Annotated in this window: 16 protein-coding genes; 1 reads left to right on the top strand and 15 read right to left on the bottom strand. The window is 34.7% G+C overall.

The genetic code is table 11. The features are described from left to right. Positions 1–6: 6 nt before the first annotated feature. Entirely contained in the window at positions 7–999 is a 993-nt protein-coding gene (locus ACY2U7_RS02820; RefSeq protein ID WP_461812050.1) for an FAD:protein FMN transferase, read from the top strand. Positions 1,000–1,022: 23 nt separating this feature from the next. Here ACY2U7_RS02820 and ACY2U7_RS02815 read toward each other — a convergent pair whose 3' ends face one another. The 15 genes from ACY2U7_RS02815 to ACY2U7_RS02745 all read right to left on the bottom strand — a co-directional run bounded on the left by ACY2U7_RS02815 (position 1,023) and on the right by ACY2U7_RS02745 (position 14,503). Further along, a complete protein-coding gene (locus tag ACY2U7_RS02815) occupies positions 1,023–1,391 on the bottom strand; it encodes a hypothetical protein (protein ID WP_461812049.1) in 369 nt (122 codons plus the stop codon). Positions 1,392–1,427: 36 nt separating this feature from the next. Beyond that, entirely contained in the window at positions 1,428–1,844 is a 417-nt protein-coding gene (locus ACY2U7_RS02810) for a DUF2752 domain-containing protein (RefSeq protein WP_461815818.1), read from the bottom strand. A gap of 28 nt (positions 1,845–1,872) precedes the next feature. Then, positions 1,873–2,664, bottom strand: a complete 792-nt coding sequence (locus ACY2U7_RS02805) for an RnfABCDGE type electron transport complex subunit B (protein WP_461812047.1) — start codon at positions 2,662–2,664, stop codon at positions 1,873–1,875. An 11-nt stretch (positions 2,665–2,675) separates the two neighbouring features. Further along, the gene (gene rsxA / locus ACY2U7_RS02800; protein ID WP_461812046.1) at positions 2,676–3,251 is read right to left on the bottom strand and encodes an electron transport complex subunit RsxA; all 576 of its coding nucleotides are present in this window, start codon (positions 3,249–3,251) and stop codon (positions 2,676–2,678) included. Between the two features lie 11 nt (positions 3,252–3,262). Next, positions 3,263–3,961: an electron transport complex subunit RsxE gene (gene rsxE / locus ACY2U7_RS02795; RefSeq protein ID WP_461815817.1), complete on the bottom strand. Its 699-nt coding sequence runs from the start codon at positions 3,959–3,961 to the stop codon at positions 3,263–3,265. Beyond that, positions 3,954–4,562 (bottom strand): RnfABCDGE type electron transport complex subunit G, encoded by a 609-nt coding sequence (locus tag ACY2U7_RS02790; RefSeq protein WP_461815816.1) that lies wholly within the window; start codon positions 4,560–4,562, stop codon positions 3,954–3,956. The genes rsxE and ACY2U7_RS02790 overlap by 8 nt, the downstream gene beginning before the upstream one ends. Then, the gene (locus ACY2U7_RS02785) at positions 4,562–5,494 is read right to left on the bottom strand and encodes an RnfABCDGE type electron transport complex subunit D (RefSeq protein WP_461815815.1); all 933 of its coding nucleotides are present in this window, start codon (positions 5,492–5,494) and stop codon (positions 4,562–4,564) included. Before ACY2U7_RS02785 ends, ACY2U7_RS02790 begins: the two co-directional genes overlap by 1 nt. Positions 5,495–5,512: 18 nt before the next feature. Continuing rightward, the gene (gene rsxC / locus ACY2U7_RS02780) at positions 5,513–6,829 is read right to left on the bottom strand and encodes an electron transport complex subunit RsxC (RefSeq protein ID WP_461812042.1); all 1,317 of its coding nucleotides are present in this window, start codon (positions 6,827–6,829) and stop codon (positions 5,513–5,515) included. Positions 6,830–7,020: 191 nt separating this feature from the next. Next, positions 7,021–8,112: a 30S ribosomal protein S1 gene (rpsA, locus tag ACY2U7_RS02775; protein WP_461812041.1), complete on the bottom strand. Its 1,092-nt coding sequence runs from the start codon at positions 8,110–8,112 to the stop codon at positions 7,021–7,023. After that, a complete protein-coding gene (gene ispH, locus ACY2U7_RS02770; protein ID WP_461812040.1) occupies positions 8,093–8,947 on the bottom strand; it encodes a 4-hydroxy-3-methylbut-2-enyl diphosphate reductase in 855 nt (284 codons plus the stop codon). The genes rpsA and ispH overlap by 20 nt, the downstream gene beginning before the upstream one ends. Positions 8,948–8,957: 10 nt before the next feature. Then, positions 8,958–9,614, bottom strand: a complete 657-nt coding sequence (cmk, locus tag ACY2U7_RS02765) for a (d)CMP kinase (RefSeq protein WP_461815814.1) — start codon at positions 9,612–9,614, stop codon at positions 8,958–8,960. A 15-nt stretch (positions 9,615–9,629) separates the two neighbouring features. Further along, entirely contained in the window at positions 9,630–10,859 is a 1,230-nt protein-coding gene (locus ACY2U7_RS02760; protein WP_461812038.1) for a BaiN/RdsA family NAD(P)/FAD-dependent oxidoreductase, read from the bottom strand. Beyond that, positions 10,860–11,789: a MurR/RpiR family transcriptional regulator gene (locus ACY2U7_RS02755; protein ID WP_461812037.1), complete on the bottom strand. Its 930-nt coding sequence runs from the start codon at positions 11,787–11,789 to the stop codon at positions 10,860–10,862. 135 nt (positions 11,790–11,924) lie between these two features. Then, the gene (locus ACY2U7_RS02750) at positions 11,925–13,334 is read right to left on the bottom strand and encodes an oxaloacetate decarboxylase subunit alpha (RefSeq protein WP_461812036.1); all 1,410 of its coding nucleotides are present in this window, start codon (positions 13,332–13,334) and stop codon (positions 11,925–11,927) included. Between the two features lie 17 nt (positions 13,335–13,351). Then, complete coding sequence (locus ACY2U7_RS02745) at positions 13,352–14,503, bottom strand: sodium ion-translocating decarboxylase subunit beta (RefSeq protein ID WP_459638707.1); 1,152 nt, start codon at positions 14,501–14,503, stop codon at positions 13,352–13,354. Between the last annotated feature and the right edge of the window lie 55 nt (positions 14,504–14,558).

Raw genomic sequence — 14,558 nt, 5'->3', positions numbered from 1 at the left:
ATATTTATGAAACGTTGTTATATAAGTATTATACTATCTTTTTGCTTACTTTTCCTAAGTGGTTGCACCTCTGCTTCCACAAATGAATCCATCAGTAAAAACGGCATCTTTTTTGACACTCTTATTTCAATCAGAATATGGGAAACAAATGATTCCTCTCTTTTAGATGATTGTTTTGAATTATGCTCTAAATATGAAAATAAATTTAGTCGCACCCTACCTAATAGTGAAATTTCTAAAATTAATCAAAGTGCAGGAATCCCAGTAGAAGTTTCTGATGAAACAATCAAATTGATCCAAAAAGGTCTAAATTATAGCAAATTATCCAATGGAGCTTTTGATATTACAATCGCACCACTCAGTAATCTTTGGGATTTTAAACATAACAAAGGAATCATTCCTCCAAAAAACTCTATTGATGAAGCAAAAAAACATATAAATTATAAAAATATAGTCATCAATGGAAACACCGTCAAACTTCTTGACCCACATTCAGCTTTAGATCTAGGTGGAATTGCAAAAGGGTATATTGCCGATCGCTTAAAAGATTTTCTTATGCGTAAACAAGTAAAGCACGCTATGATTAATCTTGGTGGAAATGTGCTGACAATTGGCTCAAAAACCGATGGAACTCCCTTTCACATTGGTATACAAAAACCTTTTGCCGACCAAAACGAAACTATTGCTTCTATTCCTGTAATTGACAAGTCCGTTGTTTCTTCTGGAATATATGAACGATATTTCAAGAAAAACAATAAAGTTTACCACCATCTCCTAGATCCTTTTACTGGTTATCCTAAACAAAACAATTTATTAAGTGTAACAATTATATCTGATTCTTCTACAGATGGAGATGCTCTTAGCACCGTCTGCTACACTTTGGGCTTAGAAAAAGGAATGCAGTTAATTAATCAATTGGATAATGTAGAAGCTGTATTTATCACAAACGACTATCAATTGCATTGTTCAGAAAAAATAAATGATACCATCTTAAAATAAGAGGGTATCATTTATTTTTGTCCTTAGTAGTAATAATATTGTGAAGATGACGGAATAACAATTGCAAATACAACAATCAAAATGATAATTGTTAAAACCATCTGAATCAACCAATAAATCAACCATGCTTTACAATAATTTCTACGATTCGCATTCCCATTTTTTCCGAATGCCCAAACCAAATACAAAACAAGTCCGACACAAGGAATAATTGTAGCCAAAATTGTTAAAAGCCACTCACCTACTGACATAACATCATTATCATTTCCTTGTGGATTGTAATTCTGAGGCTGACTATAGTTATAATCTGTATTATTATAACTATAGTTGTATTGCTCGTTCTCTTCTACAGTATTCATACTGTTCTGTTCATTGTTATAATTTTCTTCCATAACTCCAACTCCTTTAATATTCTGCTTTTTATGTTATCACATTTTTAACTTTTTCACAATATATGCTATCAAATTATCGTGATAATACGACATCGGTGGATTCCCTGGGAATTTTGTAATAAAACGATAAATATATAAAACTACCATTCCTACAATAAGTACAATAACATATTTCTCAAATCCTTTTAGGGAACTCTTACGGAAATACCTTTGCACAACAAAAGCTATACTTAAAAAGATAATAGGGAAAATAGCCGGATGCATATTCCAAGCTTGTATCCACTCTCCTTTAATGAAGTAAACAAACGCTCTTGTCAATCCACATGCTGCACACGGAAATCCAGTTAACGCTACAAACGGACATCCACTATGTAAAATTAATTTCATAAAAGCAAAATAAAAGCAAATTAGAATAAGAGCGCTTTTAATGTTTTTAACATCTCGCCATAACAATTTGATTGCTTGACTCCATTTTTCTTTTTTACATAATAATCTTTTTCGGACATTTTTCTGCGCACGCTCCGCAATTTGTACATTTTTCCGGATCGATATGCGCGATATTATTTTCCACAGTAACCGCATCATACTCACATACTCTCTGGCACATCTTACATCCTATGCAACCCGCTTTGCATACAGACATAACATCTTTCCCTTTATCTTTTGAATTACACTGCACTAAATGCTTTTGCTCATAAGGAACAAACTCAATTAAATTTTGCGGACAAACCGCTATACATTTTCCACATGCTTTACACGCTTCTTTGTCCACTACAGCTACACCATTTTCAATATGAATAGCATCAAATGGACAGGCCTTTACACAAGTCCCAAACCCATGACATCCATAATTACATGATTTTGGTCCTCCGTTCTGCATAGTTTTCATCATGGTACAATCTTCAATGCCAGTATATACATAATCTCTTGTTGCTTTTTCACACGTACCAGCACATTTTACAAACGCAACCATTCTTTTCTGCTCTTTTGCCTCGACTCCCATGATTTTTCCTATTTTCTCTGCAACAGTTGCTCCGCCCACCGGACAACCATTAATCTCTGCCTCTCCTTTTACAATTGCAGCAGCTAAACCTGAGCACCCCGCATATCCACAACCTCCACAGTTATTTCCTGGAAGTGCATTCACAATTGCTTCTTCTCTTTCATCTATTTCTACTGCAAATTTTTTACCTGCTACTCCTAAAAAAGCACCAATAAACAAGCCAGTACCACCGACAATTACAGCAGCAATTATTATTCCCGTTATACTCATTTTTCTGCCTCCTAAATCAACCCCGAAAATCCAAAGAATGCTATTGCCATTAAACTTGCTGTCACAAGTACAATTGGTGTTCCTTGAAATGAAGGTGATATGTCATTATACTCTGTTTTTTCACGAATCCCAGCCATAATTACAATAGCAATTGTAAATCCTAAAGCTGTTGCAAATCCATTTATTACACTTTCTAAAATCCCATATTCTTTTTTCACATTTGTCAATGCTACACCAAGTACCGCACAGTTTGTTGTAATTAATGGAAGATACACTCCTAAAGCTTTATATAATGGTGGCATCATCTTCTTTAAAAACATTTCAACAAACTGTACTAATGCAGCAATAACAAGAATAAATACTATTGTCTGCAAATATTCAAAATGTAATGGTGACAGAATAAATTTATAAAGTAAACTTGTACAGAAAGACGAAATAGTAATGACAAACACAACTGCTCCTCCCATACCTGCCGCTGTCTCAACTTTTTTAGACACACCTAAAAATGGACAAATTCCTAAAAACTGACTTAAAATAACGTTATTTACAAGTGCAGACCCAACTGCAATAATCAATAACTCTTTCATTTCGTCCCCTCCTATTTATCACTTTCTACAGGAAATATTTTTCCTTGACAACTATGATTTGAACAAGACGCACAACCATCACCGCAATTTGATTCAGTAACTTCTTTTCCTTTCTTCTTCGCATTAGACTTTATCTTATTCTGCAAAGCAACAAGACCTGCAAGAACTAGAAACGCTCCTGGTGCCAAGATAAAAATAGTTATTGGTTCATAAGATACTGGCATAACACGAAATCCAAAAATTTTTCCCGCACCAATAACTTCACGAACAATACCAATACTTGTCAAACCAATTGTAAACCCAAGTCCCATACCTATACCATCAAAAACAGAAGGTAGCACCGGATTCTTTGATGCATAGCTCTCTGCTCTTCCTAAAATAATACAATTTACTACAATAAGAGGAATATATAATCCTAACGCATCATATAAAACAGGAACAAAACCCTCTAACAAAAATTGTACAATCGTTACAAAAGATGCAACAATTACAATAAACGCAGGCATTCTCACAGAATCTGGAATAATTTTCCTTAACATAGAAATTAACATATTGGACATAACTAATACAACTGTTGTAGTAAGTCCCATCCCAAGACCATTTACAGCTGACGTTGTAACTGCTAATGTCGGACACATACCAAGCATTAATACAAAGGTAGGATTTTCTTTAATTATACCATTATATAATCGTTCTATACATTTATTCATTCACACTACCTCCCAACACATCTTGAAAATATGAAATTCCTGCATTCACTGCATTTGTGACCGCTCTTGTTGTAATAGTTGCTCCACTCAAGGCATCTACATTCCCTTTCGGATCATCTTTTTTAACTATAAATTTATCCGTTTTCACATTTTTAAATTGCTTTTTAAATGTCGGTTCTGTTGCTTGCATTCCAAGCCCTGCCGTTTCATTGATAGATAAAATTTCCATACCTGTTACTCTTCCATCTGTGGATATTCCAACAGAAATTTGAATTTCTCCACCATACCCTTCTTTCGAAGTAGACGTAATAGCATATCCTATCACTTTTCCCGCTTTGTCTTTTCCGATTGCAACTTCGCTTAAATAACAACCTGTGATTTTATTATCTTTTAAAATTTTTTCAGTCTTTTTCGTATCAAATGTTTTGTCTTCTTCAAATTTTTGAGCAGTAGGTAAAACCGATTTATACGCTTCTTGTTTTGCCTTTTCTTTCGATGCATATATAGGTTCCTTTGTTATCTCATACACACCACCCAACAACAATCCAGATACAAGTGTAATCATTGTCAAAATAAGAGCATTTTTTACAATTTTATTCATTATCTTGCCCCTCCTTTTCCAAAAGGTTTAGGAATCGTAATTTTTTCAATTAATGGAACTAACAGATTACTAATAATAATTGCATACGAAACACCTTCTGCTGAGCCAGAAAATAAACGAATTATTCCTGTAAGAATACCTAGACAGACACCATATAAAATTTGTCCATTTGGAGTAATAGGTGCCGTGACATAATCTGTTGCCATAAACCATGCTCCAAGCATCAATCCACCTCCGCAAAGATGTGCCACGATATAGTTCACATCAAATCCATGTCCACTAAATAGAATAAGAAAGATAACAAAAGTTATGATATATGTAAGAGGGATACGAATTTGGATAACACCAACAATAAGAAGAAAGATTGCTCCAACCAAAATAGCAATAACTGAAGTTTCCCCTATTGTTCCTGCAATATTACCAATAAACATATTCTTAATATTTACAGTTCCACCTGCTTTTAGTTCTGCTAACGGTGTCGGACTTGTCACCGCATCATTATAAATAAATGTTGTCATTCTTCCTGTGAAAGAAATCAAAAGAAAACATCTAGCTGCCAGTGCCGGGTTCATGAAATTCTGTCCCAATCCTCCAAAAAGTTGTTTTACTATTAAGATGGCAAAAACACTACCAAGGACACACATCCACCACGGTGCTGTAGGTGGAAGATTTAATGCTAATAGTAAACCTGTTACAACCGCACTAAAATCACAAACTGTTACTTGCTTATGCATAAATTTTTGATAAAGATATTCTGTTAAAACTGCTGATCCCACCGTAATTAATATAATTACCAATGCCTGTATTCCAAAATTATATATCCCGAACGCCGCAGTAGGTAATAACGCCAATACTACACACAACATAAGATTTGCTGTTGTTGTTTTTGATCGTATATGTGGTGAAGATGATACATTAAATTGTTCACTCACTTCCTGTCACCTCTCTATTTATTTTTTTCGATTTGCCAATGCAATTTTTCTCATAGTTCCAATAGACTGTTTTAATTGCCTTTTTGCTGGACATACATAACTACATGAACCACATTCTATACATTCGAGTCCCTCTAATTTTTTAAACCCTTCTTCATCATGTCGTTCCGCCAAATCTGCAAGTCTTGATGGAATAATACGGCTTGGACAGACTTCTACACAACGTCCACAATTAATACAAGCTGTTGGTTCATTAGCTCTCACTTCATCTTTTGTGAAAGCAAGAATTGATGAGGACGTCTTCGTAATAGGAGTATCTATTGTAAACATAGCAAATCCCATCATAGGCCCGCCCGAAATAATTTTTTCTGGCAAACTTTTAAATCCTCCACCAGCTTCAATCACTTCTTTGTGATTTGTTCCAAATAGAACTTTAAAATTTCCCGGATTATTCACTGCATTACCACTTAGGGTTACAATTCGTTCTGTTACTGCTTTTCCTTCGACTACTGCTGTATGAATAGCTATCATCGTCTCCACATTATCTACAACACATCCCGCATCAGCTGGAAGCATACTAGAATTAATTGCTCTACCTGTTGTCGCAAATATTAACTGTCTTTCTGCTCCTTGAGGATATTTCGTTTTTAGTGCCTTCACTTCCATTCTCGGCTCATTTGCCGTCAATTTTTCTATTTTTTCAATACAATCTCGCTTATTATCTTCTATTCCAAAAATTCCTTTTGCTTGTGGAAATAAACTTAATATAACTCGCATCCCACTAATTAACTCTTCTGGATTTTCTAACATTCTTCTATAATCTGCTGTAATATAAGGTTCACATTCTGCACAGTTTGCTATAACATACTCTATTTTTTCTGGCTCTTTTGGCGATAATTTAACATGAGTAGGAAAACCAGCTCCACCCATTCCAACAATTCCTGCTTCTTTAATTTTTTCGATAACTTCTTCTTTTGTCATTTCATCAAGTTTTTTCAATGGCGGATAAGAAACTTCTTCATATTGAAAATCATTTTCTACAATAATACAATCTACTTTTCCCCCCGAAGGAGTAAATCTCTTTTGAATTCCTTTCACTTCTCCTGATACAGATGCAAATATCGAAGCGGAAACAAAACCTCCTGCTTCTGCTATCTTTTGACCTTTTAAAATTCTATCACCGACATTTACAATAGGATTTGCCGGCGCACCAATATGCTGAGAAAGCGGATAAACCAATTCTTCTTTTGGAAATATACTTACAATCGGCTTATCTTTTGCTAATTGTTTCCCATCATCGGGATGAATACCTCCCTTAAATGTTAAAAGCTTCATTTTACCTCTTCCTTTCATCTATTATCAATTCTTACATATATAATACAAGAATTTTCTATGTAATTCTAGCAACTTGCCACAATTAATTGTATCTTTTGATATACATTTTGATGAATTTTTAACATATTTTTTTACATAAAAAATAGAGACTTTCGTCCCTATTTTTTACTCTTATTAATTACAAACAATTCTTATTCTTCAACAGCTTCTTCTGTTTCTTCTGTTGTTTCTTCTGCTTCAAGCACTTTCATACTTAAACTAATTTTCTTGTCTGCTACGTTCAAATCTACAATTTTCGCTACAATTTCTTGTCCTACACTTAAAACATCTGCTGGTTTTTCTACGTGTGCTTTAGAAATCTGTGAAACATGAAGTAATGCATCTACACCTGGTGCCAATTCAACAAAAGCGCCAAAATCTGTCATTCTTGCTACTTTACCTGTAACTTCTGTTCCTACAGCATATTTTTCTTCTGCATTTGCCCATGGATTTGTTTCTGGGAATTTCAAACTCAAAGCAACTTTTGTATCGTTAATATCTTTTACAAGAACTTTAACTGTTTCTCCAACTTTAAATACTTTCTTTGGATTTTCAACTCTTCCCCATGACATTTCTGAAATATGTAACAATCCATCAACTCCACCTAAATCGATAAATGCACCGAAATCTGTTACGTTTTTAACAGTTCCTTCAATAACATCTCCAACTTTAAGGTTAGCAAATAACTCTTCTTGTAATTTCGCTTTTTCTGCAACTAAAAGTTGTCTTCTATCACCAATTACTCGATTTCTTCTTGGATTAAATTCACTAATAACGAACTCGATTTCTTGTCCTTGATATTTGCTTAAATCTTTTTCATATGTATCAGATACTAAACTTGCTGGAATAAATACTCTTGCTTCATCAACAACAACACTTAATCCTCCACCTAAAATCTGATTTACTGTTGCTTTTAATACTTCTTTGTTCTCAAAAGCTTCTTTTAATCTTTCATTTCCTTTTTCTGCTGCTAATCTCTTATATGTTAACAACACCTGACCTTCTCCGTCATTTACTTTCAATACTTTAACAGACATTGTATCGCCAACTGATACTAAAGTTGTTAAATCAACGTTTGGCTCATTTGTGTATTCGCTTCTTGTAATAATACCATCTGCTTTGTACCCTATATTCAAGATGATTTCATCTGGCTTCACATCGATTACAGTACCATCTACGACCTCTCCATTTCGTATTGTTTTTAAAGACTCTTCTAACATTTGTTCAAAAGTTAATTCTGACATTATTTTGAACCTCCTCAATTATATTATTAGGCGTTGACGCCCCTGCTGTAATACCTACTGTTTTTGCCGACCCTAATTGATTCAAATCCAAATCGTCAAGTGTCTGAATATAGTACGTATTGTTGCATACCTTATCACATATTTCAAATAATTTTTGGGTATTAGAACTATGTTTATCTCCGATAACGATCATAGCATCTACGCCCTCTGCAATGCTCCTAGCCTCAGTCTGACGCTCAGTAGTCGCATTACAAATCGTATTTAAAACACTTATATCATAACGCTTTTTAGAAATAATTTCAACTAATTCTTCAAATTTCTTGTAATTAAATGTCGTTTGTGATACAATGCACACCTTCTTCGATTTATCAAACTTAAAATTGTTCACATCTTCTACTGTTTGGATTACCGCTACTGGGGATGTTGACCATCCCTTTATCCCCTCCACTTCTGGATGAGTGCTATTTCCAATAATAACGATTTGACTTCCAGCTTCACTTTCTTTTTTCACAATATTATGAATTTTTTTCACAAACGGACAAGTCGCATCTACACATGTGATATTTTTTTCTTCTAATTTGTCATAAATTCTTTTTGGCACACCATGAGACCGAATAATAACCACTCCACTTTCTAAAGATTCTAGTTCTTCTTCTGTCTTAATCACTGTCACGCCTTTTTTTTGCATATCTTTCACAACTTCTTCATTGTGAATTATTGGACCATAAGTATAAATTTTCTTTCCTTTTTCTTTCTCCACTTGCTCGTATACTGTTTCAACAGCTCTTTTTACCCCAAAACAAAATCCTGCTGTCTTCGCTAATTTCACTTCCATCTTTTCACCCTTATTTGCAATGTTTTAATATTTCGGCAACCACTTCATCAATAGACATTTCAGAAGAATCAATATAAACTGCATCTTTTGCTTGTTTTAACGGCGCTACTTCTCTATTCATATCACGATAATCTCTATCTTCAATATCTTTTGCAATTTTTTCAAGCACACATGGAATTCCTTTTTCTTGCAATTCTAAAAATCTTCGCTTCGCTCTTGTCTCTACACTAGCCGTTAAATAAATTTTCGTTTCCGCATTCGGTAGTACATTCGTTCCTATATCTCTTCCATCCATTACTACATTTTCTTTTAGTGCTAAATCTCTTTGCAATTCCAACAATTGCATTCTAACTTCTTTTATTGCCGAACTGACAGATGCCATTTTTCCCACTTCTTCTTCACGAAGTTTTCCAGAAATGTTTTCTCCATTTAAATATACTTGTTGAACACCCTCTTCATACCCCAATGTAACTACGGCATCCTTACACATTAATCCTATTTTATCTATTTGTTCTGTTGATACACCATTTTCCAGAAAATAAACGGCCATTCCTCTATACAACGCACCTGTATCTACATAAATATATCCCAATTCTTTTGCCACTTTTTTTGCTATTGTACTTTTTCCTGCTCCTGCCGGACCATCTATTGCTATGTTATATCCCATTTTCTTTCTCCTCTCCTACCAAATACTACTTCCAGCCATGTATGCTGTAGACCATGCTATTTGCAAATTAAATCCTCCAGTCAACGCATCCAAATCAAGAACCTCTCCTACAAAATATAAACGGGAAATCATTTTCGACTCCATTGTTGCTGGATTTATTTCTTTCGTTTTTACCCCTCCTTGCGTAATAATAGCTTCTCTAAAGGATCTCGTTCCTGTAATGGTTAATGTAAAGTGTTTAATCAATCTAACAAACCCTAGTCTTTCTTCTTTTGAAATCTCATTCACTTTCTTTTCGGCATCGATTCCACTCAACATAATTATGATCGGTATCAATTTTGTCGGGAACAATTTTGTTATTGCATTTCTAAACTGCTTATTTTTATTCACTTCAAAATCTTTTAGCACTCTCTGATCTAATTGTTCCTCTGATAAAGCCGGTTTCAAATCTATAATAAGTTTCATCTCTTTATTAATCAACTTTTTAGTAATGTAACTACTAGCCGTTAATATAAGCGGTCCACTTACTCCATAATGGGTAAATAACATTTCTCCGAAATTATTATACACTTCTTTTTTTTCATCATAAATGGCTACTCCCACATTTCTCAACGAAAGTCCCTGTAATTCCCTAACATAATCTTCCTTCACTTCTAACGGAACCAATGCAGGATAAACTTCCGTAACTGTATGTCCAACACTTTTCGCCATATTATATCCATCTCCTGTAGAACCAGTAAGAGGATAAGAACAACCTCCTGTCGCCACAATACAATGATCCGCTTCTATTTTTTCACCATTTGAAAGCACTATTCTTTTGAATTCTTTTCCCTCTTCTTCAATAAACTTCACTTTTGTGTTTAAATGAACCTTTACCTTAAGTTTCTTCAATTCTAATAATAATGCATTAATGACATCTGAAGAATGATCTGATAACGGAAAAACTCGATTTCCTCTCTCTATTTTTGTCTTTACTCCTATTTCTTCAAAAAATGAAACAACATCTTCGTTTGTATATCCATAAAAACTACTATATAAAAATTTTTGATTAGACACTACTGCTTGAAACAAGCTTTCCATATCTCCAGCATTCGTAATATTACATCGTCCTTTACCTGTAATAAAAAGTTTCTTACCCAATTTTTCATTTTTTTCAAACAAATGTACTTCATTTCCATTTCTCGCTGCAAATATAGCAGAAAACATCCCGGCTGCGCCACCACCAATCACAAGCACTTTACTCATCTATTTGTCCTCTTCTCTTTCCACTCTGTTTAATGACATTTTATCATTTACCGGATTCAATTCATCTCCACTGTATACTTGATATTCATCCCATATTTCTTCCAATGTTCCTAATGTAGCAATCACTTCTGTCTGCTTCTTCATACAAAGTGCTACAACAAGAGCATTCACAACACTCAAAGGTGCTACAAGTGAATCCACAATTGACGCCATATCACTTCTTGCAATAAGATTACATGATGAATATAAATTCATCGGTGAATGTATACTGTCCGTAAGTGTAATTACTTTCGCTTTTCGATTGCTCGCAAACTCTAACGCTTTCAAAGTTCGCATAGAATATCGCGGAAAACTGATCCCAATAATAACATCTTCTTCACTTATACGAATTAACTGTTCAAAAATTTCACTTGCACTATTTGTGTTAACTAAAGTTACATTATCAAAAATCAAATTCAAATAAAATCCAAGAAAATTCGCCAACGGAGCACAACTTCTAATTCCCACTATATATATACGCTTTGCTTGCAACATCGTATCTACTGCCAAATCAAAGGCTTCTTGCTCAATTCCTGCCAATGTTAATTTTATCTTTTCTATGTCAGACTGAAGAACTGTTTCCAATATCTCAGACTGCGCAATACGCCCATATGCCACTTCCATACGTTGGATAGAATTAAGTTTATTTCTAACAAGTTCCTCCAACGCCTTTTGAAATCCCGGATACCCATCATATCCTAATTGCGTTGCAAAACGCACAACAGTAGACTCACTTACCCCAACTGTTTTTCCAAGTTTTGCCGCTGTCAAAAATACCGCTTTATCATAATTTTCAGTGATATATCTTGCCAATAATTTTTGACCTTTACTCATTTTTTCATATTTCTCAGTTATATTACTCAACAGTTCATTCGTATTATTGCTGTTCATTCTCAGCCTCCGTATTTCTTCTCGTTTTCTAAAGTTTTATTATACACAACTAAAGAAATAAAGAAAACCCCTTTCTTTTGATTTTTCTCTTATAGATACAAAAAGAGTTAGCAAATGCTAACTCTTTCAACTCTACTATACAGGATAACTTCCATTTTCTGTATCTGCCACTTTTTGATCCACTTTTGTTTGCTGAGCTTCTCTATATTTAAAGAAATCTGTTGCAACTTGTGGAAACAATGCATATGATAATACATCTTCATCCTGCTGTGACCATTGTTTCATTTCATCTTTTAGTGTATCTAATTCATCTGGAATCAAGTCAGCCGGACGGCAAGTAATCACTTCTGCATCACCAATACATTTTTTCTGTACTTCTTTATTAAATGGTTTTACTGTAGCTCCATATTTTCCGCTTAAAACATCTTTTGTTTCTTTAGTAGCCATTTTATAGCGTTCACCCATCAATACATTAAACACAGCCTGTGTACCAACAATCTGTGAAGATGGCGTTACAAGTGGTGGTTCCCCTAAATCTTTACGAACCCTTGGCACTTCTTCAAGCACTTCATAGAATTTATCTTCTGCTCCCTGCTCTTTTAACTGGGAAGTTAAGTTAGAAAGCATACCACCTGGAACCTGATATAATAATGTTTTTATATTTACACCTAAGTTTTTCGGATTTAATAAACCTGATTCTAACGCTTCATCACGAATTGGACGGAAATAATCTGCAATTTCAGCAAGAAGATTCTGATCTAAACCTGTGTCATAAGGAGTTCCTTTGAAGGTTTCTACCATAACTTCTGTCGCTGGTTGCGACGTTCCCATAGCAAATGGTGACATCGCTGTATCAATTACATCTACACCTGCTTCAACTGCTTTTAAATAAGTCATAGATGCAACACCTGATGTATAGTGTGTATGTAACTGAATCGGAAGATTTGTTGCTTCCTTCATTGCTGTAATTAATTCTGTTGCTTTATATGGAACCAACAACCCTGCCATATCTTTAATACAAATAGAAGTTGCCCCCATATCTTCAATTTTCTTTGCAATATCCATCCAATATTCCAATGTATAAGCATCACCCAAAGTATAAGACAACGCAACCTGTGCATCTGCTTTCTCTTTAACAGCTGCTTTAACAGCCGTTTTTAAGTTACGAATATCATTTAAACAGTCAAAGATACGAATAATATCAATTCCATTTGCAACTGATTTTTGAACAAAGTATTCTACAACATCATCTGCATACGGACGATATCCTAAAATATTTTGGCCACGGAATAACATTTGTAATTTTGTATTTTTAAATCCATCACGAAATTTACGAAGTCTTTCCCATGGATCCTCTTTCAAAAAACGAAGAGACGCATCAAAAGTTGCACCACCCCAGCATTCTACGGAATGATAACCAACTTTATCCATTTTATCAACGATTGGAAGCATCTGTTCTGTAGTCATTCTCGTTGCAATCAAAGACTGATGCGCATCTCTCAAAATTGTCTCTGTAATTTTAATTGGTTTTTTTTCGATTTCCATTCTATTGTCCTCCATCTTTATTTAACACCAAAAATTGCCATAAATGTTCCAGCCGCAACAGCAGTACCAATAACTCCCGCAACGTTTGGTCCCATCGCATGCATTAATAAGAAGTTTGTCGGATCTGCCTCTGCACCAACTTTCTGAGAAACTCTCGCTGCCATAGGCACTGCCGATACACCTGCTGAGCCAATCAAAGGGTTTACCTTTCCACCGGTTATCTTACACATCAACTTACCAAATAACACACCAGCCGCTGTACCAAAAGAAAACGCCACTAACCCTAATGCTACGATTTTAAGCGTATCCATATTCAAAAATGCTTCCGCACTTGTTGTCGCACCTACCGATGTTCCAAGCAAAATAACAACAATATACATCAATGCATTTGATGCTGTTTCTGTTAATTGTCTTACCACACCACATTCTTTAAATAAATTACCTAACATAAGCATACCTACAAGTGGCGCAGTTGTAGGAAGAATCAAAGACACAACAATTGTAATGATAATTGGGAACAGAATTTTTTCTAATTGTGAAACTGGTCTTAATTGTTCCATTTTAATTTTACGCTCTTCTTCTGTTGTTAACAATTTCATAATAGGTGGCTGAATAATCGGAACCAGTGACATATATGAATATGCCGCAACCGCAATCGGACCTAAAATGGCAGTCTGTTGTAATTTTCCAGCAAGGAAAATAGATGTTGGTCCATCAGCTCCACCAATAATAGAAATCGCAGCTGCCGCTTTGTCAGAAAATCCCATCGCCATTGCTCCTAAATACGCTGCAAAAATACCAAATTGGGCCGCTGCTCCTAGTAAAAAGCTTTTAGGATTAGCAATCAATGGACCAAAGTCTGTCATTGCACCTACACCCATAAAAATTAATGATGGAAGAATTGCCCATTCATCTAACAAATAAAAATAATGTAACAATCCTCCGACTCCATTTGAAGACTCTTCAATCGACAACATAATATCCGGATAAATATTTACTAATAGCATACCAAAAGCAATCGGAACTAACAAAAGTGGTTCAAATCCTTTTTTTATTGCTAAATATAGGAACCCGCAGGCAACAGCAATCATAACATAGTTTCCCCATGTCAAATTAAAAAACGCCGTTTGGTCCATGAGGTTTCCTAATGTACTTGTAATATATTCCATTTTTTAACCTCCCACTTTACGTTAAATTTGGGAATTTACAATTATTTTCATATTT

Source organism: Faecalimonas sp. (assembly GCA_029264305.1).
In the GTDB taxonomy this organism is placed as follows: Bacteria; Bacillota; Clostridia; order Lachnospirales; family Lachnospiraceae; genus Faecalimonas.
Note: the sequence above shows the minus strand (reverse complement) of the source record. Positions and strands in the feature narration are given on the sequence as shown.